This is a genomic window from Nocardia sienata NBRC 100364, from assembly GCF_001613205.1.
Lineage (GTDB): Bacteria > Actinomycetota > Actinomycetes > Mycobacteriales > Mycobacteriaceae > Nocardia > Nocardia sienata.
Genome location: NZ_BDBX01000004.1, coordinates 373,060 through 392,786 on the forward strand (window position 1 = coordinate 373,060; position 19,727 = coordinate 392,786).

Here is a 19,727-nt window from a genome sequence, read left to right on the forward strand (position 1 = left end):
GAATACAACGGGAGTGACAACCCCACCTGCGGATGGGGCAAGGCGCCGACCGTACGCCGGCCGGGCACCGAATGGGCGGCTCCGGCGACTCGTACGGACTGTCTATTGCCTGCTTATCCGGCGGTCGCCGAGTTGCGAGCACGGCCCGGTCAGGCATCGAACAGCAGATAGAGCCCGGTGAAGGTGAACCCGACCATGAGCAGCATGAGCGCGAGCTGCCCGGTGAGCCGATGCGCCCGCGGCAGCAGCTGGAGACAGCGGTCGTGGGCGGCGGCGACACCGAGGACATGACCCAGCACCACCGCCAGCACCTTGAGCGTTCCCAGGACCGCCGGGTGCGCGGACAGCACATACGAGACGTCGCGACCGGCCAATCCGAAGAGGTTCCAACCGGCTCCGAAAGGGTCGGCGAACAAGATGACCGTGGCCTGGCCCTTCTCGACCAGGAAGCTGAGGTAGTGGGCGATCACGTACCCGGCGATGATCGGTGTCAGCGTATAGGCGAGTTTGCGCGGCAGCATGCGACGGTCGGTGCGGGAGAGGCCGCCGGTGGCCCCCGCGGCGCACCGGAAACTCACCCCGACCACGCCGATGAAAACCAGCAACCCCGAGGTGGACACCAGTGTGGGTGCGAGTCCGGCGTCGGACACCAGGGCTCGCCACCACGGGAACAACGAGAAGCTGTCGAACGCCGTGGAGCCCAGCAGGGTCGCCGCCACCGCCACCGAACCCGCGCCCACCGGCGTCCCCGCGAGATTCGCCAGCGGTGCACGCAGTACGAACGCACCCCCCTCGCCCCGGCCGATCGGACTCAACCGCCCGAGCAGACTGCTGTACACCTCGAGCGGGTCCGCCCGATCGGCCCATACGGTGCCGAATACGAGCAACCCGATCACGGTGACGACCAGGTACCCGGCGAGCCACACGGTCACCGCGGTGACCGAGCCGGGATCCGGCGATGCCAGCTCGAGCCAGACGAAGCCGAACAACCCGAGCGCCGCCGGCCACCTCCCCCACGTTCCGGGGTAGCGCAGCAGGCCGGTCTCGGGCCGGCGGCGCGTGACCGCGCAGTAACCGCGGTACACCGCCCGCGCCGGTGACAGAACCTTCCACACCGGCCCGGCCACGAGAGAGGCGACGGGCACCCCGACCCACAGGAAGACATAGACAACGCCCGGGACCGGGTTACGAGCCGGATCGGCGGGGCCGAACACCCCGATCGCCAGTACCGCGCCGAAGGCCACCACGCTCACCGCGGCGATCCCCGCGCGCACCACCGGCGCGTCCACGGCCGACCGCACGCTCTCCGGCACAGTGATACCGGGCGAGGCCGGGTCCAGCCGCGGTTCCCGCCAGGCGAAGGCGATCACCGCGAACGAGAAGGTGAGGGCCCAGGCCGCGCCGATCAGCGCATAGGTCAGCGGAATCGGCAGATCCGCCGCACCGCCCAGGCCGTGGGCGAGCAACGTCATTCGCGAACGAGCAGGGTGGCCACCGTACGGCCGGCGTGATGCAGTTCTATCTCCACCCGCCCCGGAATCTCGACAGTGAATCGGAAGCGTTCGCCTGATCCGGGCGTGATGGCGAAGGTGTGATCGGGCTCGGCGTGCACATGGAGTTCGTCGGCGGCGTCACTGTCGACGACGATCTCGATGGGCTGGCCGACCCGGGCCTCGAGCCTGGCGTCGGCCGGGGTCACCGTGCCGCCGGCGATTCGCACCGGGACGACCACGGCCGCGGCGCTCGGTGCCGCACCCGTACTGCTCGTGGTGGGTTGTCCCGGTTCGCTGCTCGCGCAGCCGGCGGCGAGCAGCCCGGCGGCCAGCACCGGAACGCACAGGCGGAAGAGGGACGGCATCAGTCCTCCTTGTCGGTATCGGGGTCGGCGGGCCGGTCCTCGTCGTCCCCGCGCCTGCGGTCGCGCACGGCGACGACGATGACGACGGCCGCGATGAGGAACGCGGGAAGGAAAGCGGGAATCGCGAGCAGGATCGAATGGTCGGCGAGCACATCCACGCCGTCGTATCGATCGGTCATCGCGCGGGAGCTCGTTCCTTCTCCCCGGCGGGCGACTCGCGCAGATATCGGTCGTTGATGCGGGCCGCACCCCAGGACAGTGCGGCGACCAGGACCAGGCTGCACCCCAGCACCACAAGTGAGGCCACCGCGAACAACCAAGACGGATGGTCGAACGACCGCTCCCGCTGCAGCACCGTGATCTCGGAGACGAAGGGCCGGGTGAACGAGTCGAGCGCCGGAATCTCCGCGGCGCCGATACCGGGGTCGGCGGCCATGAAGATCGGTAGCGCGGTGAGCGTCCGGCCGTCCTGGACCCGCAGCAGTGTCTTCCACGAGCCGTGCACCGGAACGGGCTTCGTGGAGACGTAGTGTCCCGCGCCCTCGCGCCGGAGCTGGTCGACCACCAGGCCCCGGCCGGGGCTGTCGCTACCCACACCACCCTGCCAGGACAGGATCTCGACCCATTCGGGGTCCGTGCCGACCAGATCCGCCGGGGTGATGCGGATATCGGCGTACACCATCCGGCCACCCTGTTCGGGGGCGTCGCGCAGGTCCACTGCCGCCCGGGCCCCCTCCGGCACCTCGATCATCAGGCCGTTGGCAGTTGCCGCGGCGACCACCGCCACCGCCACCACCACCAGTGTCCGGCGTAGCGCGGGTCGCGGCAGCGGCTCTCCCAGCAGCACGACGGCCAGCATGGCCCCGACGACACCGCCCGCGATCCCGGTGGGCACCGCCATCGCCAGCAGTTCCGGCCACATAGCCGCCGGCCACGCGTTCACGAACATTGCCCCGACCCACAGTGATTCGAGCCAGAGTCCGAGGGTGGCCGCCAGCAGACCGCAGACCGCACCCCAGACGATCCGGCGCCGGACCAACGGCAACAGGGCCAGCAGTTCCACCACGACCGCCACACCGAGATACAGCGGGAACACGTTACGCGGCGCATCGATGATCGGGCCGCCCACCAGTACTGCGACAACGGTCCGCACCACCGCGGCGAAACCGACCACGACCAGCGTGCTCCCCGGACCGAGGGCCAGTCGTGCGGCCACCAGGGCGATCGTGGCCGCCGCGACGATCAGCATCGGCTGCAGCACCAGCCGGAACTGCTCCACACCGAAGTCGTATTCGACCTGGAACACCGACAGCCCGATGAGCAGGCCCCCGAACGCGAAGGCACGCAGCAGCCACATCCGGCGCGTCTCCCGCTCCTGCGGTTCCGGCCGGTTGTTCTTGCCTTCGAATTCCAGCAGCAGCACACCGATCAGCGAGAATCCGGCGCCACCGATGAGCATCAGATGCGTGGGCCCCCACAGGGTGACGTCCTGACCGAAGATCCGGTGCCACACATCGTCGAGCGGGAACCCGATCAGGGCGTAGAGGCCGGCCCCGGCCAGCAGGATCCCCCCGACAGGCGCGTACCAGGTGCGGGTGATCCGCACCGCCGCCGGACCGGGTTTCTGGTCCAACGGCAGCACAATGGCCGCCATCCCGGCCGCGAAGAGAAAGAACAGTCCCGCGAGGATGAAATAGTGCGCCGGATTGGCCAGCGGTCCCTCGTCGCGGCCGTTGCCGATGTGCAGACTCACATCCCAGATGAAACCCAGCAGGGCGGTGAGGATGGTCGCGAGGAACATCGCCAGCGGCAGCGCCACCCAGCCCGGTCGGTTGAACGCCCGGCCCAGCCGGTCGGCGAGCCGCTGTAGCCAGGTGATCCGGCGGTTCCGGTGGAGGTATCCGATCCACAGCAACCCGAGTGCGATCACCCCGGCCGCCCCGGTCATGATCGCGACTTGATCCAGCGCCGCGCCACCGCCTTCGCCGGCGGGCGCCGCCGACCACCCGAACATGTCGTACGTACCGTCCGGCACCGCACCTCCACACCCTGGACTGGAATATGTGTGACGAAAAGTAGCATGAATTCACACCGGGAAGGGCGGGTTACCGGACGTGTCGAGATCTCACTGCGACACGCCGACTCCGCACATGACCGACCACAGCGGCCCGCACCTCACCGGGCAGCGGGCGCGGACGCCGGAACCCGATGATCGAGAGCAGTCCCGGTGCTGCGAGCGTACGCCGGGCGAGCGGGCGACAGCCGTGCCCGCAGGTACCGATCGGGTCGCGGCGAGCGCGCCGGTCAGCAGAACCTGATAACCGAAGCGATACCGGCGATCAGCGAGTACACCGCGAAGGGCAACAGGGTGCGGGTTCGGAAGTATCGCTCCAGGAACCGGACGGCGAACCAGGACGAAGCGCCCGAGGCCAGCGCGCCCACCAGAATCGGCCCGTGGATACCCTCGGCCTCCGGACCGAGCAGTTCGGGAAGTTCCACCAGACCCGCGCCCAGGATCGCCGGAGTGGCGAGCAGGAACGCGAATTTGGCGGCGTGCGCGTGTTCGAGACCGCGCCACAGCCCGCCGACCATGGTGAGGCCCGCCCGGCTGAAACCGGTCAGGAGCGCACCGAGCTGCGCGACACCGATACCGAGTGCGTCACGCATATCGAGGGCGGCGAGCCGCCGGTCGGCCTGACGGCGCGCGCTCTCCCCACCGGCCGGTGGCCGCCGTCCCGACCCCCGCAGCGCGAAACGCCGGCCGTACTCTGCCAGCGTGGGCTCGTTACGCCGCCGCAACCCCTCGCCGAGCAGCAGCACGACGCCGTTGAGGGTCAGGAAGAATCCGGCGCAGACCGGTGCGGCGAACAAGGCGTGCAAGGGGTGCACCAGCAGCGGGCCCAGAATCGCCACCGGAACAGAGGCGATCACGATCAGCCACGCCAGCCGCTGCGCCACCGTAGCGGCTCGCCGGGTCCGCAGCGTGGTGAGGAAACCGGCGACGATGGCATACCAGTCCCGCCGGTAGTGGCAGAGCAACGCGACCGCGGTCGCCACATGCAACGCGACCACGAAGGCCAGGTACGGCGTGTGCGCAACGGATTCGTCCGCGCCGATCAACGCCCGCCAGTCGCCCCCGAGCCACGCGGCGAACAGCACCGAGTGGCCCAGGCTCGACACCGGGAACAGTTCGGTGACACCCTGCACCACACCGATGACGGTGGCTTGAACGTAGGTGAGCATCGCGACGATTCTTACACGGTCGCGCGCGGATCCCCCGCGCGGCCGAAACGTCCGAAATCGTCCTTTCGCAACATATTTCGCGTCCATCACGCGTGCGCCCGAGGTGCGACAGGGCCTGGCGACACGGTCCTTCGCAGCGTCACCGGCATCGCTACCGCGGGTAGGCTGCGGTGCATGGCCAGTCACGAATCGGAGAGTGCGCCCACCACACCGGCTCGTACGACCGCCCGCTATCTCTTGTCGGCGGCGCTGGTCTTCGCGGGTCTGAGCCATCTGTTCTGGGCCCGGCGGGACTTCCAGGCGCAGGTGCCCGACTGGGTACCGCTGGACAAGGACGGCGTCGTGATGGCCTCCGGTGGTGTGGAGATCATGCTCGGCGCGGGCTTGGCCGCCATGTCCCGGGATAGGGTCCGGATGGGGCGGATCGCCGCGTTGTTCTTCGTCGCGGTCTTCCCCGGCAATATCGCCCAGTGGCGGGACCACCGGTCGGCCTTCCGGCTCGACACCGACGGGAAACGCTTCGCGCGACTGCTGTTCCAGCCGGTCCTGGTGCTGTGGGCACTGTGGTCCACCGGCGTACCCCGCGACAGCAGGAGCTGAGCACCCGTGTCCGAAGCCGACCCCGCGGGCGCGGTGCTGTTCGATATCGACGGAACGCTGGTCGATTCGAACTATCTGCACGTCTACGCCTGGACCCGGGCGTTTCGGGAAGTCGGCGCCGAGGTCGACTCCTGGCGGATGCACCGGAGTATCGGAATGGACGGATCACTGCTGGTGAGCACCCTGCTGCCCGACGCCGACGACAGCACCCGCGGCCGGGCGAAGGATCTGCATCTGCGTTACTACCTGGATTCCGGGACGCTCATGCGCCCGGTGAGCGGGGCCCGCGAACTCCTCGAGCGGGTCGCGGCGGCCGGGCTCACCGTGGTGCTGGCGACCTCCGCCCCGGCCGACGAGCTCTCGCTACTGCGCGAGGTCCTCGGCGCGCGGAAGTGGTCTCGGCGCAGACGTCCAGCGAGGATGTCGGCACCGCGAAACCGCGCCCCGATATCGTGCGCACCGCCCTCGACCGGGCCGGGGTCGGGGCCGGGTCGGCGACCTTCGTCGGGGACACGATATGGGACGCCGAGGCGGCCCGGCGGGCGGCTGTGGACTTCATCGGATTCCGGTCCGGTGGGATCAGCGGCGCGGAACTACAGGACGCGGGTGCGGTCGCGGTGTACGACGACCCCGCCGACCTGCTCGCGCAGTTCGATCACAGTCCGCTCGCCGAACTGCGCGGATCGGTACGAGACCGGGGCAGCGGCGAGGTGTGAGCGGGACCCGCCCGCGGCCTGCGGGCCGTCTAGGCTCGTGCCATGCGTCACCGAGCCCCCACCGTCGACCGGCTGCGGCCCTTCGCCGCGACCATCTTCGCCGAGATGACCGAACTCGCGGTGCGGCACGAAGCGGTCAATCTGGGGCAGGGATTCCCGGACAGTGACGGGCCCGCGGGCATGCTGGAGGCCGCCCGCGACGCGATCGCCGACGGCCTCAACCAGTACCCGCCCGGCCGCGGTATGCCGGTGCTGCGCCGTGCGATCGCCGCGGACCGCGCCCGCCGCTACGGGACACACTACGACCCGGACACCGAGGTACTGGTGACGGTCGGCGCCACCGAGGCGATCAGCGCCGCCGTCCTCGGCCTGGTCGAGCCCGGCGCAGAAGTGGTCCTGATCGAGCCCTATTACGACTCCTATCCCGCGGCGGTGGCCCTGGCCGGAGCGCGTCGGCGTACCGCGCGGCTGGTTCCCGACGGCGACCGTTTCGTCCTGGATCACGACAGTCTGCGGGCCGCCATCACCCCGGCCACGCGCATGCTCATCCTGAACTCACCGCACAACCCCACCGGCACGGTCCTCGACCGCGCCGATCTGGCCGCCCTCGCCGAGCTCGCCTGCGCCCACGACCTCCTGGTGCTGACCGACGAGGTGTACGAGCACCTGGTGTACGACGACGCCGAACATCTGAGCATCGCCACCTTCCCCGGGATGGCAGACCGGACACTGGTGGTCTCGAGCGCCGCGAAGACCTTCAGCGTCACCGGCTGGAAGATCGGCTGGATATGCGGGGCGGCTCCCCTCGTCGACGCGGTGCTCGCCGCCAAACAATTCCTCACCTTCGTGGGCGGTGGACCATTCCAGCCCGCGGTCGCGCACGCGCTGACCCACGAACTCGAGTGGGTGGCCCGGCTGCGCAGCAGACTCTCCGAGCAGCGGCTGCGCCTGTCCGCGGCGCTGGCCGAGACGGGCTTCCGGGTACATCCGAGCGCGGGGAGCTACTTCGTCTGCGCCGATATCCGCCCGACGGGCGCAGACGACGGGATCCGGTTCTGCCGGGAACTGCCCGAACGGCTCGGAGTCGCCGCGGTGCCGGTCAGTGTTTTCACCGACGATCCGGCCGCGTGGCGGCATCTCGTCCGCTTCACCTTCTGTAAGCGTCCCGAGACTTTGGACGAGGGCGTCCGCCGGTTGCGGACGGCGCGCTGATCACCGGGCAGCCGGGCACCTGTGATCAGCGCGGTGCCCGCAGCATCCGACCCGCCGCGTCGACCGCGGGACCGGAACTCCCCGCGTCGGCGACGAACACCGCGAAGGCCAGATCGTCCCGGATCCCGATGAACCAGCCGTGCGCGGTGCTGTTGTCACCGTATTCCGCGGTGCCGGTCTTACCGAGCAGGCCCGGGATATCGGTCAGCTGGGTGGCGGTGCCCGCCGTGACGGTTTCGCGCATCATGGTTTTCAGATCGCCGGTGACCGCGGCGGGCAGCGGCTGCGGGGTCCGGTCGGGTACACCCGGCGAACCGGTCACCAGCGCCGGAGCCGGCGTGCTCCCGTGGGCCACGGACGCGGCGACCAGCGCCATACCGAACGGTGAGGCCGTCACCTGCCCCTGGCCGATACTGGCCTCCACCCGCTCCGCCGGACTCTGCGCGACCGGGACGCTGCCGGTCACTGTGGTCAGCCCGGGTGTCACGTAGTCCACCCCGAGACCGAGCCGCTCGGCGGCGGTCCGCAGCGCATCCGGCGGCAGCGTGACGGCCAGCCCGGCCATGGTGGTGTTGCAGGAGTGCGCGAAGGCGGTGTGCAGCGGGACCTGTCCCAGGTCGAAACTGTCGTCGTTGGGTATGCGGCGGCCCTCGATATCGGCGACGCCGGGACAGGGCAGCACGGTGTCGGGGGTGGCGTGCCCCGCGTCCAGCACCGCGGCGGCGGTGACCGTCTTGAAGGTCGAGCCCGGCGGATACAGACCGGTGAGCGCGATCGCGCCCGCGCCGTCGGCGGCGGCGTTCTGCCCGACCGCCAGGATCTCGCCGGTCGAGGGTCGTAACGCGACGATCGCCGCGGGAGTGGCGATCGGGTCCAGCGCGGTTTCCGCGGCGCGTTGCAGCCCGATATCGATGGTGGACCGGATATCGGTGGTGGGCCGCGGATCCGCGCCGGCGATACGCACCGTGCCGTCCGCGGTCTGCGCGCGCACCGCCCACCCGGCGGCGTCATCGGCCTGCTGCTGCCAGAGCTCGCTCAGCCCCGACAGGGTCGGTGCGGATATCGCCTTGTCGGTGGTCAGCAGCCGGGTCTGCGGGGCGAGAGTCACCCCGCGCACCGCGGTCAGCGCGTTCCGGACCGGCGCGATATCGGCTTCGCGGAGGCTGATCGCCGTCACCGGTCCGCCTTGCGCGTCGGCCAGTTCGGCATCCAGGGAGGCCGGCGTGATACCGGCGGCGAGCGGCGCGAGCAGTGCGGCCGCGGCGGCGGTATCGGCGCCGGGCGCCAACTGTACGAGCGTCACCACCTGCTCGGTCATGAGCTCACCCCCCGCGGCGTCCAGGACCCGGGCAGGCTGCGGGTACACGGGCGCGTAACTCAGGGGCCCGGTATCCAGCCCCGGGGCGACGGTGGCCGGGTTCCAGCGCACTTTCCAGCCGTCGTCGGTCTCACCGGCGGTCCCGGTGGTCGTGTACTTCCATTCCTTGCCGCCCTCGGCCCCCAATCTCCAGGTCGCCTCGAGGGAGAAGGTGTCCTCGTGTACCCCGGCTACCGCGAAGGTAGCCTCCTTGCCCAATCCCTCGTAGAGGGCGCCGAGCGTTTCACCGGCCCGCGCCGGATCATCGGTGAGTGCCGCGGCCGCACCGATATCGTCGCTGTTCAGCGCCTCGGTGAAACGTTCGGCGACGGTGTCGGGCTCGGGCGGCCCGGAGGAGCAACCGGCCAACGCCAGACCCAGGGCGGCCACGAGGACGACGAGTTTCCGATCGGTGCGCACCGCTTCGACTGTATCGACCGCATTCGCGGCGGACGCGGATGGTCCACTTTCCGGTGTTGCGGATCGCGTCGCCGGGCGCGACCACGACCGCGCCCGGGCAAACCGGTTGCCCGGTACACACCCAGGTCGAGATGATTGCGAGGTGAGCACCACCCGCCCGCCCGCACTGGCCCCCGGAATCGTGCCACCGCAGCGGATCGACCTCGGTGACCTCGTGGTACGGCGCTGGGAAACCGGCGATCTCACAGCCCAGTACGAGGCGATCAACGCCTCGTTCGACCATCTCCATCCCTGGATGCCGTGGCTGCCCACGCGGCGCACCCAGGAGGAACAGCGCGTCTTCAACGACATAGCAGCCACCGGATGGCCGCCGGCCGACGGGAATTTCGGCTACGGCATCTTCGATTCCGAAGGCACTCTGCTCGGCGCGGTCGGGCTGCACGATCGGGTGGGACCCGCGGCTCTGGAAATCGGCTACTGGTGTCATATCGCGTATACCGGCCGGGGCGTCATCACCCGCGCCGTCGCCGCGCTCACCGATGCCGCACTGCGGCTGCCCGGTATCGAACAGGTACAGATCCGCTGTGACGCGGCCAACGAGCGCAGCGCCGCCGTACCCCGCCGCCTGGGTTATCGGCTGGACCGGACCGAGACGCGGGAAGTGAGCGCACCGGCCGAAACCGGCCACGGGCTGGTGTTCGTGACGGGCGGTTGATCCGCGGCCGTCCCGGCTACCGCGGCAACGTGCGGGCGAACAGTTCGCGCAGTTCGCGATAGTGCCGTTCCGCGCTGGATCAGGACCGCAGTTCCTTCGCCGTGTCGAGCAGCAACTCGACGGCATGATCGACCACCTGGTCCAGGATTTCGGCGGGTTCACCCTCGAACAGCCGGAACGACGCGGTGACCCGCCCCTCGACCGCGACGGCGAACCACACCGAACCCGGCTCCTGCCCGTCCTGTGGGTCGGGTCCGCCGGCACCGGTCACCCCCACGGACAGTGTCGCGTCGAACAGCGTCCGCACCCCTTCGGCCATCGCCCGGGCCGCCGGCTCGGAGACCACCGGCCCCTCCGGTACGCCGAGCACCCGGTGCTTGACCTCCCGGCTGTAGGCCACCACCGCACCGCGGAACCACTCCCCCGAATTGCTCGCCGCGCCCAGCGCCGCCGCGAGCTGGCCGGAGGTCAGCGATTCCGCCACCGCCACCTGCATACCCGTACGGCCGGCGATGTCGGCCAACTCCTCGGCCCGGTCGTGGGCTCGCCCCAGAACAGCCGGCACAAGTACTCCTTCGGATTCCGATTCCGTCGACATCAGTACCCCACTTCCGCATGCCGAACCCCACCGGTGATTTCCTCCTGCAACACGCAGGTCAGTCTAGACACGCCGGTGCGGGGGCAGCGCCGACGACGAACCCGCCGGACGGGTCATCATCATCGGCGCGCGACTTCCCGCTCGTCGAGCGGCGGTGACGATCGTGCACCGCGCGGACAGCGGACGACATTCGCTCACCTGGCACCAGGGACCGGCACACGCCCGTCAGAGCCGGCGATCCGGGTACACCGGCACATCGTCATCCCACGGCTGACGCACGACCATATCGGCGACCCGCACCGAACCACTCTCGAATTCCCCGGTCGCGGCGTCCACGAGGCGGTAACGCTGGGTCTGCCGATGGATGGGTTGCGCCTCCAGCAGCACCACCCGGACTTCCCCCGGCTCGAACCCACAGCGCTGTTGCAGGGCGGCGATCAACTGCTCACTGTGCAGGTGACCGTCACCGAAGTTCCAGCCGAGCGCGGTCGAGCAGATGCGCTCACCGTCGGTCAGGACGTAGTCGGCCTCGTCGTGATCGGCCATCGCGCGATGCGCGAGTGTGAACAGCGCCTTACCGTGGGTATTGAAGGCGCGGAAGGCGTAGCCGAGGTACAGGGGGATCTGTGCGGCCTCCGGGCTTCCGTAGAACCGCTGCAACTGCGCGGCCGGCATGGTCGCGACGGCAACGATCCCCTCCCGGATCTTCGCATCGGCCGAGGGCCGGATACACCAGAGTGTGGTGTCCCAGTTGCCCGCGTAATAACGCATCCCGGGCAGGAACGACACTTTGCGCGGGAACAGGTTCCCCAGCGCGACCACCCCGGCGAGAACGATCAGCAGCAGCACCAACGGCACCGGGTTGCTCACCGCGGACAGGCCCACATCGGCGTGCGCGACGAACAGTGTCAGCACACCGAAGATCATGAAGACGTTCCACTCCAGTGGTACACCCATCGGTATCGCGGTGAGGATCACCAGGTGGAAGCCGATCAGTGCGGTGGCGGCGACGGCCGTGGGCCAGCCGCCGTGCGCGAAGAACAGCACCAGCGGCGCACCCATCTCGACGGCGGTACCGCCGTGGGCGAACCACCGCGACAATCGTCCAGGCCGTAGATCGTCGGGAAAACGTTCGAAGAACAGGCGTTTGAGGGCGCGGGGCCGCACCACCGGACTGTTCGACATCATCGTCGACACCACGAACGGGAAATGCTTGTTCAGCTTCGAGACCGCCGCACCGATCCAGATGACGACGAAAACTATTTTGGCGCCGACGATCACATCCACACCGCCGAAGAGGAATGTGACCGCCAGGGCCCCGTACACCTCACCGCGCGCCGCCAGGAAAATGGTCTTGTCGCGCAGTCCGAGCACTGCGAGCAGCCCGAGTACCGCCGCGATCTGCCAGACCGGCAGGACACCCACGGTCGTATCGAGCGCCACGTCCGGTCCGGTTCCGTTCGACACCAGCGCCACCAGCAGCATGATCAGCAGGGCCGCGTACAGCACCACTTCGAACAGCGTGCGGCGGGTGCCGCGGGTACCCGGCACCCGATCCGGCCAAGGCGGCAGGCGGATGGTGCCCGGACGCAACCAGTACAGGATCGAGCCCATGGGCGGGAAGAACCGGTTGTTCAACGGTCCGAACCCGCAGCCCAGCCCGACCACCTCGAACAGCATCGTGAACAGCACGACTTTCTGGAAGACGATCGGCTCCGACCACCAGGTGCCGACCGAGGTGAACCCGTCGATACCCGCGGTCGTCAGCGCGAACAACCACCCGCCCAGCACGTAGATGCCGATTTTGACGACATAGAACAGGTGCAGGAGCACCGGCGTGCCGAAACCGACCTCGGCCCAGTGCCGCGCCATCGGGCGGAGCTTCTCCGCCCGGGTGCCCCTGCTCCATTCGTCGAAATCGACCACCGGCAGGTTCGGCCGGAGAATGCCGAACAAACGATCTGTTCCGCCCACTACGCTCTCGTTCCCTACGCCGTTCGATCAAGTGTGAGAACACCTTCGGTAACGCACGCGCGTTTCGCTCGGGTGTCCTCTCGCCGTTCGCAGACCACCGTCCCCGGACGCCGTGCCGGACGGCGGTCACCCTCGTGACGAACCGGCCGACGACCGAGATCATCGCACCCCCGCTGCCACCACCGAGTGAAAATCGGCGGCTCGCGACGAGCAATTCGCGGTAGGGATCGGCCGGCTGCCGACGATCGGATCGTGCGCCGGTCACCCATCACCAGGCGAGTCGATTTCGCATCATCAGATGAGTAATGCGAAACCCCACAGGCGGAATTCCAGGATCGACCCCGAGACGGCGACGACAGCTGCCCGCGTGGCCCCGGAAGCGGCCGGAACCGCCGGCGCCCGAGAGGAGGCACAGCCGGCCGTCCGGCGCGGGAAAGGTGTGTGCGGCCGTGCGCGAGACCGATCCGGTAAGCGGTCGGGCACGCCCCGGTGCTGCCGGCCCGCACCCGGCGAGGACCATGTCCTGCCGCTGAGAGTACTGCGGGCGGCGCTCACCGAAGCCGGCATTCCGGCCCTGCTGCCCGGCGCCGCGCTGCCCGCCGAGGTACTGACCGCCGCGCCGCTACCCGACGACCGGCGCGAACTACTGGAACGGCATGGCCGCCGGGCACACCGTGCGCGAATTCTGAGGAGAGAAGACGACGCGCGGTGCCGCAAGCCGCTGTGATCACGTCGTGGTGATCGGCGCGGGGGCCGGCCGGGCTGTCCGCTCGGTCGTGGGATCAGTTGGTAGGAAGGATTTTCGAGGTCAGCCAGATCCCCGCGGCCAGTGCCGCGGTCACCGCGACACCGATCAGCGCCGAGCCGGCGAGGACGGTGATTCCGATGGAGAACACCAGGCATGTGAACGTGGCCAGGACCGCCGTTCCCCGTTCGACACCGACGACCCGGGCGGGCTGGTTCCGAATCGCAGTCATATCCCTAGGCTTCCCCGCGATCCCATTTATGAAACCGTTACCGGCGATCCGGGGACAGGATTTCGTTTTTCGACCGGCCCCGCCGAGATCAGCTCGAGATCTCCTCGGGATACGTCCCGCGCGCCCACGTGATCACCTCGATCTCCGACGAACCCTCCCGCCGAGCCCTCCGCCGCGGTATCGGCCGTACCGATCGAACGCCGAGACGATCATGGTGCGCGTCACCCGATGTGGCGGCAAAATCACAGGCGACGGCACAATGGAGCCAATGAGACCTTGGCAGCCGAGCCCGCCCGCCGACACCGACTTCCCCGGTGCCGACCCGATCACCGTCGACGACGTGCGCGCGCTGCGCGAACAGTTCCTCGACTTCATGCTCGGCTACAAATTCGCGATCGACGAGATCACCACCAAGATCAATATCCTGCGCGAGGATTTCAACAGTACCCACGAGTACAACCCCATCGAGCACGTCGGATCGCGACTCAAAACCCCCGAAAGCGTCATGGAAAAGGTCCAGCGCAAGAAATACCCGATGACCCTGGCCGCCATCCGGGACAACATCCTCGATATCGCCGGAGTCCGCGTCGTGTGCAGCTTCATCTCCGATATCACCGTGATCAGAGATATGCTCGCCGGCCAGGAGGACATCACGGTCCTGGAGGAACGCGACTACATCACCCACCGCAAACCGAACGGCTACCAGAGCCTGCATCTGATCGTTTCGATCCCGGTCTTCCGCTCCCACGGCACCGAACACATTCCGGTCGAGATCCAGATCCGCACCATCGCGATGGATTTCTGGGCCAGCCTCGAACACAAGATCTACTACAAATACCGCGGCGAGGTCCCCCCGAACCTTCGCAGCGACCTCGCTCAGGCCGCCGAAGTCGCCACCCAGCTGGATGAGAAAATGGAGGCCCTGCACCGACAGGTCGACCGCACCGAACCCACTCGGACCGGCCCGGCCGACACCTTGGATCTCCGCCGCCTGTACAACAGCCTCGTGCCGGACCCCTCGTCCGGCGTCCGGCCCGCACCGGCCCTCCGCTCACCCGAGCTGTAGACCGACCGGGGTAAGCCGATCCAGAGGCCCGATCACCCCTGATACGGACCGCAACACCATGGCGGCTCGCCGAGGAGCACGGTGCGACAACCGATGCCCTCCCGGTGTGTCGATGATGGGAACTACGTGGCCGGTTCCCGGCGAGTGCGTACGCGGGAATCCAGAAGTCCTTCGATTCCGAGCAGGAACGTCTCACAGATCGGGTCCGGGTCGGTCAGGCACCCGGCCGCCATCGCGCCGTCGCGCAGCATCACGAAGTGCCGGGCCGCCGGAGCCGGATCGGTATCGCCGACATCGGCGAGGATCTCGGTGACGGTGTCCAGGAACCACTGCCGGTGCGCGAGAACGGCTCTATGGACCGGGTGGCCGGGGTCGGGGTATTCGGCTGCCGCATTGAGAAACGCACATCCGCGAAACCTGGGCCCCCGGATGCTGTCGGCGATGGCCCGTCCGACGGCTCGGACGACGTCGACGGGCGACGGGTTCGCGCGGCGTGCGGCGTCGACCTGTGCGCGGATCGTTTCGTCGGCCTGGGTCAGGTAGGCGACGACAAGGTCGTCCTTGCCGGGAAAGTGCCGGTACATGGTCGCCCGCGTCACCTGGGCGGCGGCAATGATGCGCTCGACGCCGACCGCATGAAGCCCTTCGGAGTAGAACAGTCCGCTCGCCGTGTCGAGCAGTCGCGCACGCGCTTCCGACATACGACTTCTTCCCATCTCCCGAGAGCTTTCACCCCGAGGCTAGCAGAAAGAACGATCGGTATTGACAAGACGGACCCGCGCACACCAGACTCCATGTAGACCGATCGTTCTTTCTCCCCGGGTCGCACCTCGACCGCCTCGATCGCCGAAAGAGAGCCTGATGTCCAGTTCACTCGAGACCGGTGTGGCCGGCACTGCCGTCGGCAGCACTGCGGGGCTGCGGAACCTGTACTACGCCCGCTTCGGATTCGCCGTCGTCTGGGCAGGGCTGATGCTGGCGGCAGCCGCGAGGCTCACCCCGGTCAGCATTGCCCTGATGGTGCTCTACCCGCTGTTCGACGTGGCCGCGGCCGTGATCGACATTCGCACCTCGGGTGCCGCACGCCCGAAGGCGCCGCTGTACCTCAACATGGCCCTGAGCCTGCTCACCGCCGTCGGACTGGCGGCGGCCGTCACCTCCGGCATCCCCGATGTCCTCCGGGTATGGGGTGCCTGGGCGATCGCCGCGGGCGTTGTGCAGTCGATCGTCGCGATCTTGCGCTATCGGCTCGGTGGCCAGTGGGCGATGATTCTCAGCGGCGGCATCTCCACTCTCGCCGGCGCGAGCTTTATCGCGGGCGCCGGGGCACCGAACCCGGCCCTCACCCCGCTCGCCGGGTACGCGACGCTCGGCGGCGTTTTCTTCCTGATCTCGGCGATCCGTCTGCACCTGCGTGCGGAACGGACGCGATGAGGTGACCACGGTCGCCGTCCTCGCCGGATCACTCCTGGCACACGCCCCCACCTACCGACCATCGGCCGGATCCGGCCGCGCCTGCCGACGTGACCCCCGGACCATCGTGACCCACACGCAAGAGAACCCTCACCACCGAAGGAGAACATCATGTCCGAACCCGTCTACACCGCCATCGCCACCTCGACCGGTGACGGCCGCGCCGGAGGGCGCGCGGCCAGCAGCGACGGCCTGATCGATGTCACCCTCGCCATTCCGCGTGAAATGGGCGGACCGGGCGGCGCGACGAACCCCGAGCAGCTCTTCGCCGCCGGCTGGGCCTCCTGCTTCCACTCCGCGTTGAAGGCCGTCGCCGCGGGACAAAAGGTCACTTTCACCGATTCGGCCGTGGTCGCCGAAGTCGGCGTGCACCGCACCGAGCAGGGCGGTTTCGGCCTCTCGGCCGCATTGCACGTGGAAATGGGCGGTATCGAGCAGAGCAGTGCCGACTCGCTCGTCGCGGCCGCGCACGCAGTATGCCCCTACTCCAACGCCACCCGCGGCAACATTCCTGTCACCATCGACGTCACCGTCAGCTGAACCGTGCCGGTGAATGCGGTCCGGTGATCGCCGAGCAGAGCAACAACACGCGCGACGATTCCGGCTGCTCCGATACGGGCCGGCTCCGCCGCCCGGCCTACCGCGGCCGGGACGGCACACCGAACGCCGCCGGGCTGTACCCGGCGGCGTTCCGGTCGAGGGCCGGCGTCCCACAAGCGCCTCTCGGCGAGTGGTCGCTCGTAGCGACAAAGGGGTGAGGCCCGGGGCTGTCCGGACGCCGACAATGTGTCCAACCGCAACCCCGTCGCAGTTGTTCCGGAAGGATCGTGTGATACGGCCTACCCGGCCCCGCGGGCGTGCGCGTATCCGGCTACCCCTGGGAATCCGGGCGCTCGCGCGGGGCCCGGGTCGCCGCGGCACCGCCCTCGGCCCCGATCTGTTCGCGCAGGATGTCCCCGTGGCCGGCGTGCCGGGCGAACTCGGCGGTCATAGCGAGGTATATCCAGCGAAGGCTGACAAGTCCCACGCGTGGGTGCCGGCGCGTTTCGTCCAGGGCGATCCCCGCTGCGACAGACCTGGCTCGGGCGCTTGCACGTTCGAACTCCGCGATCACCTCGGCCACTGTCTCTTCCTCACCCACGCAGAAACCGCCATGTGCCCACAGCGGACCGTCGCAGTCGGCGTCGGCGAGCTGCCCGAGCGTGCGCTGGAACCACATCCGCTCGGCGAACGCCGCGTGTTTGATCAGGGCTATCGGGGTGGTCAGCGAGGGTACGAGCCGGCGCCTGGCGTCGCTTTCGGACAGTCCGCGCACCGTGTCGACGAGATCGGCGCGCGCCCGGTCGAGCATGGTCTCGAGCAGTTCTCGTTCGGTGCCGGTGGTACGGGTCGGAGTAGTCATCGGAGGGTCCTTCCACGGTCGGCCCGGCGCACGCCGAACAGACCGATCTGCCTGTGGTGGTTCGGACTCGGCTCGCCGGAAGAAACGGGCGCCGGGCGATCGCGTGTGTTCGCGATCGGGAATCCTGGATTCGGCCGCCGGAATGCGCGACCCGCATCAGAAGCGGGCGCAACGAGCCGATGCCGAATCTATCACCGGATGGCTGCGGTAGGCGTCCGAATACTGAATCAGGAGTTCGCCGAAGGCCGTGGCCGCGCCTCGTGACCGGCCCTGCCGTGGGTACGGCGCGCCTCCTTCATCTCCGCCTCGTAGACGTGACGTCGCCCCTGGAGCAATTCGTCGCGGACTTCGCGTTCGATGTCGCGGAACAAGCCGTAGTAGCCGTCGTCGTACTCCTCGACGATCTGGAAAGTCCACCGGCCTTCCAAGACATTACGGCCCAACAGGTCGGCCGTTATTCGATCGGCGAGCCGATGATGACCCGCCTCCCGTAACATCGCTGCCGCGCGCCCCAGAGTGAGGTCGGCACCGCCGGTCAATTGGTGGAACGCGTACAGATGCCCCCGGGCGCGCTCGGTGATCTCCAGGGCTTCGGACAACTTGCCCACCGCCTCGACCGTCGTGTCACCGACACCTGCCGGCCGCCGATGACGCTCCGCGGGAACATCTTCGTCACCGGTACCGGGCACTGTCATTCCGACAGGCTATCGAGAGTCCGGCGAATCCCGCCTCGGTCGGCGCGGGCGAGTCGGATGGCAGCGCATCGTCGCGCCGGTCGGCCGCTCGACGCAATACAGCGAGCCGCAGAGGTGCGGTAGTCGGATCGGACCGTGTTCGCGCGGGGAGCCGGAGGAGCCCGTGATCTGCACGATCGGTGCGCCCCGGCCGCACTCGAGCACGGTTGTCAGTTCGAGGCGGTCGGCGCCACACAGACGAGAGGTGCCCCGCCAAGGCTGCCTAAGTTCATCACTATTCTCTCATTCTCAAGTGCTTCTACATCCCACCCTTTCGCCGAATTTGCAGATTTTTTCCGGAACCTACGGGCTGCGTTCGACGAAATATGCCCACGAAGCCCCTCATTACCGACAGATCATCGCCCTGCAGCCGATTATCACAGGTTCAACGACCGGGGCCTGATAAGTTACTGATTATTCTCAAATGGTTCCGGATATGGGCGGGGCCGTTTCGACTCGACGAGGAGCTGGGGACGATGAACCGATCCGCCAGGCGCAATGCGTCGAAGCCACCGCCTGCCGATGACATCGTCTCGTACCCACCACCCGAACCCACCTCACAACTGTTCGTCGACCATCCGAAGGAAAATCCGATGATGCGCACTCCCCTCCGCCTGACCGCCACCTCGATTGCGGCGGCCTGTCTGATCGGCACCGCGGCCGGCGCCACGGCCGCGCCCCCGGCCACACCGGGCCCTGCACCGGTGGCCACCGACGCGGGCACCGGGTCGGCAATGGTGGATTCGGGCTCGGCGGCCGCACAGTCTGCCGTCGAAACCGTGCAACGCGGCGACATCATCGGGATCATCGTGCTCCTGGCCCTCACGCCCTTCCAGATGTTGACCGGCGGCGTCTGCGACCTGGCCACATTCTCGGCACTGCCGAATCCATGCGCCCCGAGCACCTATTGATACCGAGGCACAACCGGCCGCCGACTGCACGGCATCGCCGGGACGACGCGGCAGCACACCACAGCCACACCACGGCGGGCCGTGCGGCCGGTTGCAGCCGGACGACTACCGCACTGATCAATCCAAGCGGCGGCCACCAGTCGGAGAACTGCAGCGCGCGCCGCGACGCAGTGACCCGCGGCGCCCCGGCGCCGGAGACCGACCCGGCCGGTAACGCGCGAAACGCCGCCGGGCGCGAGGTCCGGCGGCGTTCGGTCGGGTGTCGACGTCCCACAAGCGCCTCTCGGCGAGTGGTCGCTCGTAGCGACAAAAGGGGTGAGGCCCGGGGCTGTCCGGACGCCGACAAGGTGTTCAACCGGGCCGGTGAGGGTTCTATTCCGCCCGGGGTGTGATGCGGGCGACCCGGTATGTCACTGCGCACCGGGGCCGACGCTGTAACCCTGGGATGTTCTTCGTCCGGTTCCGTCCGAC

General features: G+C 68.6%; 20 protein-coding genes and 1 pseudogene. 9 read left to right on the forward strand and 12 right to left on the reverse strand.

Going from position 1 to position 19,727, the window contains the following annotated elements:
- Positions 1–149 precede the first annotated feature (149 nt).
- From NS4_RS04725 to NS4_RS04745, 5 genes are all read right to left on the reverse strand, one after another.
- Positions 150–1,472 carry a hypothetical protein gene (locus NS4_RS04725; RefSeq protein WP_063058208.1) on the reverse strand — a complete coding sequence of 441 codons (1,323 nt, stop codon included), beginning with the start codon at positions 1,470–1,472 and terminating at the stop codon, positions 150–152.
- Positions 1,469–1,858, reverse strand: a complete 390-nt coding sequence (locus NS4_RS04730) for a hypothetical protein (protein WP_063058209.1) — start codon at positions 1,856–1,858, stop codon at positions 1,469–1,471. The genes NS4_RS04725 and NS4_RS04730 overlap by 4 nt, the downstream gene beginning before the upstream one ends.
- A complete protein-coding gene (locus NS4_RS04735; RefSeq protein WP_063058210.1) occupies positions 1,858–2,037 on the reverse strand; it encodes a hypothetical protein in 180 nt (59 codons plus the stop codon). Before NS4_RS04735 ends, NS4_RS04730 begins: the two co-directional genes overlap by 1 nt.
- Positions 2,034–3,872 carry a hypothetical protein gene (locus tag NS4_RS04740; protein ID WP_063058412.1) on the reverse strand — a complete coding sequence of 613 codons (1,839 nt, stop codon included), beginning with the start codon at positions 3,870–3,872 and terminating at the stop codon, positions 2,034–2,036. The genes NS4_RS04735 and NS4_RS04740 overlap by 4 nt, the downstream gene beginning before the upstream one ends.
- A 290-nt stretch (positions 3,873–4,162) precedes the next feature.
- Positions 4,163–5,101: an undecaprenyl-diphosphate phosphatase gene (locus NS4_RS04745; RefSeq protein WP_063058211.1), complete on the reverse strand. Its 939-nt coding sequence runs from the start codon at positions 5,099–5,101 to the stop codon at positions 4,163–4,165.
- Between the two features lie 174 nt (positions 5,102–5,275).
- On the opposite strand from NS4_RS04745, the gene NS4_RS04750 reads away from it, so the two are divergent.
- The 3 genes and pseudogenes from NS4_RS04750 to NS4_RS04760 all read left to right on the forward strand — a co-directional run bounded on the left by NS4_RS04750 (position 5,276) and on the right by NS4_RS04760 (position 7,629).
- Positions 5,276–5,701 carry a DoxX family protein gene (locus tag NS4_RS04750; RefSeq protein WP_063058212.1) on the forward strand — a complete coding sequence of 142 codons (426 nt, stop codon included), beginning with the start codon at positions 5,276–5,278 and terminating at the stop codon, positions 5,699–5,701.
- A 6-nt stretch (positions 5,702–5,707) separates the two neighbouring features.
- Positions 5,708–6,417 (forward strand): annotated as a pseudogene (locus NS4_RS04755) (HAD family hydrolase).
- Positions 6,418–6,459: 42 nt separating this feature from the next.
- Positions 6,460–7,629: a pyridoxal phosphate-dependent aminotransferase gene (locus NS4_RS04760; protein ID WP_063058213.1), complete on the forward strand. Its 1,170-nt coding sequence runs from the start codon at positions 6,460–6,462 to the stop codon at positions 7,627–7,629.
- 25 nt (positions 7,630–7,654) lie between these two features.
- Here the strand turns inward: NS4_RS04760 and NS4_RS04765 are convergent, their stop codons facing one another.
- Complete coding sequence (locus tag NS4_RS04765; protein WP_063058214.1) at positions 7,655–9,406, reverse strand: penicillin-binding transpeptidase domain-containing protein; 1,752 nt, start codon at positions 9,404–9,406, stop codon at positions 7,655–7,657.
- A gap of 142 nt (positions 9,407–9,548) precedes the next feature.
- On the opposite strand from NS4_RS04765, the gene NS4_RS04770 reads away from it, so the two are divergent.
- Positions 9,549–10,121 carry a GNAT family N-acetyltransferase gene (locus NS4_RS04770; RefSeq protein ID WP_084486740.1) on the forward strand — a complete coding sequence of 191 codons (573 nt, stop codon included), beginning with the start codon at positions 9,549–9,551 and terminating at the stop codon, positions 10,119–10,121.
- 79 nt (positions 10,122–10,200) lie between these two features.
- Here NS4_RS04770 and NS4_RS04775 read toward each other — a convergent pair whose 3' ends face one another.
- Positions 10,201–10,686: a CinA family protein gene (locus tag NS4_RS04775; RefSeq protein WP_063058414.1), complete on the reverse strand. Its 486-nt coding sequence runs from the start codon at positions 10,684–10,686 to the stop codon at positions 10,201–10,203.
- Positions 10,687–10,944: 258 nt separating this feature from the next.
- On the reverse strand, positions 10,945–12,693 hold the full coding sequence (locus tag NS4_RS04780) for a DUF3556 domain-containing protein (RefSeq protein ID WP_245665071.1): 1,749 nt from the start codon (positions 12,691–12,693) through the stop codon (positions 10,945–10,947).
- A gap of 298 nt (positions 12,694–12,991) precedes the next feature.
- Here NS4_RS04780 and NS4_RS32800 point away from each other — a divergent pair, with 298 nt between their 5' ends.
- The gene (locus tag NS4_RS32800) at positions 12,992–13,420 is read left to right on the forward strand and encodes a hypothetical protein (RefSeq protein ID WP_174552064.1); all 429 of its coding nucleotides are present in this window, start codon (positions 12,992–12,994) and stop codon (positions 13,418–13,420) included.
- A 55-nt stretch (positions 13,421–13,475) separates the two neighbouring features.
- On the opposite strand, the gene NS4_RS04790 is transcribed toward NS4_RS32800, so the two are convergent.
- Positions 13,476–13,670 (reverse strand): hypothetical protein, encoded by a 195-nt coding sequence (locus NS4_RS04790; RefSeq protein ID WP_063058216.1) that lies wholly within the window; start codon positions 13,668–13,670, stop codon positions 13,476–13,478.
- Positions 13,671–13,938: 268 nt separating this feature from the next.
- Here NS4_RS04790 and NS4_RS04795 point away from each other — a divergent pair, with 268 nt between their 5' ends.
- Positions 13,939–14,736 (forward strand): GTP pyrophosphokinase, encoded by a 798-nt coding sequence (locus tag NS4_RS04795; RefSeq protein WP_157105883.1) that lies wholly within the window; start codon positions 13,939–13,941, stop codon positions 14,734–14,736.
- A 122-nt stretch (positions 14,737–14,858) separates the two neighbouring features.
- Here NS4_RS04795 and NS4_RS04800 read toward each other — a convergent pair whose 3' ends face one another.
- Positions 14,859–15,437, reverse strand: coding sequence for a TetR/AcrR family transcriptional regulator (locus NS4_RS04800; protein ID WP_063058217.1), 579 nt, complete (start codon positions 15,435–15,437; stop codon positions 14,859–14,861).
- Positions 15,438–15,621: 184 nt separating this feature from the next.
- Between NS4_RS04800 and NS4_RS04805 the strand changes: the two genes are divergently transcribed.
- Both NS4_RS04805 and NS4_RS04810 read left to right on the forward strand, forming a co-directional pair.
- Complete coding sequence (locus tag NS4_RS04805; RefSeq protein ID WP_245665072.1) at positions 15,622–16,170, forward strand: hypothetical protein; 549 nt, start codon at positions 15,622–15,624, stop codon at positions 16,168–16,170.
- 150 nt (positions 16,171–16,320) lie between these two features.
- Positions 16,321–16,749, forward strand: a complete 429-nt coding sequence (locus NS4_RS04810; RefSeq protein ID WP_063058219.1) for an organic hydroperoxide resistance protein — start codon at positions 16,321–16,323, stop codon at positions 16,747–16,749.
- A 331-nt stretch (positions 16,750–17,080) separates the two neighbouring features.
- Here NS4_RS04810 and NS4_RS04820 read toward each other — a convergent pair whose 3' ends face one another.
- Positions 17,081–17,611, reverse strand: coding sequence for a DinB family protein (locus tag NS4_RS04820; RefSeq protein ID WP_063058221.1), 531 nt, complete (start codon positions 17,609–17,611; stop codon positions 17,081–17,083).
- 227 nt (positions 17,612–17,838) lie between these two features.
- Positions 17,839–18,306: a hypothetical protein gene (locus NS4_RS04825; RefSeq protein ID WP_063058222.1), complete on the reverse strand. Its 468-nt coding sequence runs from the start codon at positions 18,304–18,306 to the stop codon at positions 17,839–17,841.
- Between the two features lie 365 nt (positions 18,307–18,671).
- Here NS4_RS04825 and NS4_RS04830 point away from each other — a divergent pair, with 365 nt between their 5' ends.
- Entirely contained in the window at positions 18,672–19,256 is a 585-nt protein-coding gene (locus NS4_RS04830; RefSeq protein ID WP_157105884.1) for a hypothetical protein, read from the forward strand.
- Positions 19,257–19,727 lie beyond the last annotated feature (471 nt).

Coding starts and splice junctions, on each gene's coding strand:
- NS4_RS04825 (WP_063058222.1), bottom strand. CDS start 18,306: ATGACAGTGCCCGGTACCGGTGACGAAGATGTTCCCGCGGAGCGTCAT.
- NS4_RS04740 (WP_063058412.1), bottom strand. CDS start 3,872: ATGTTCGGGTGGTCGGCGGCGCCCGCCGGCGAAGGCGGTGGCGCGGCG.
- NS4_RS04790 (WP_063058216.1), bottom strand. CDS start 13,670: ATGACTGCGATTCGGAACCAGCCCGCCCGGGTCGTCGGTGTCGAACGG.
- NS4_RS04820 (WP_063058221.1), bottom strand. CDS start 17,611: ATGACTACTCCGACCCGTACCACCGGCACCGAACGAGAACTGCTCGAG.
- NS4_RS04810 (WP_063058219.1), top strand. CDS start 16,321: ATGTCCGAACCCGTCTACACCGCCATCGCCACCTCGACCGGTGACGGC.
- NS4_RS04735 (WP_063058210.1), bottom strand. CDS start 2,037: ATGACCGATCGATACGACGGCGTGGATGTGCTCGCCGACCATTCGATC.
- NS4_RS04830 (WP_157105884.1), top strand. CDS start 18,672: ATGCCCACGAAGCCCCTCATTACCGACAGATCATCGCCCTGCAGCCGA.
- NS4_RS32800 (WP_174552064.1), top strand. CDS start 12,992: ATGAGTAATGCGAAACCCCACAGGCGGAATTCCAGGATCGACCCCGAG.
- NS4_RS04795 (WP_157105883.1), top strand. CDS start 13,939: ATGAGACCTTGGCAGCCGAGCCCGCCCGCCGACACCGACTTCCCCGGT.
- NS4_RS04750 (WP_063058212.1), top strand. CDS start 5,276: ATGGCCAGTCACGAATCGGAGAGTGCGCCCACCACACCGGCTCGTACG.
- NS4_RS04725 (WP_063058208.1), bottom strand. CDS start 1,472: ATGACGTTGCTCGCCCACGGCCTGGGCGGTGCGGCGGATCTGCCGATT.
- NS4_RS04730 (WP_063058209.1), bottom strand. CDS start 1,858: ATGCCGTCCCTCTTCCGCCTGTGCGTTCCGGTGCTGGCCGCCGGGCTG.
- NS4_RS04745 (WP_063058211.1), bottom strand. CDS start 5,101: ATGCTCACCTACGTTCAAGCCACCGTCATCGGTGTGGTGCAGGGTGTC.
- NS4_RS04760 (WP_063058213.1), top strand. CDS start 6,460: ATGCGTCACCGAGCCCCCACCGTCGACCGGCTGCGGCCCTTCGCCGCG.
- NS4_RS04800 (WP_063058217.1), bottom strand. CDS start 15,437: ATGTCGGAAGCGCGTGCGCGACTGCTCGACACGGCGAGCGGACTGTTC.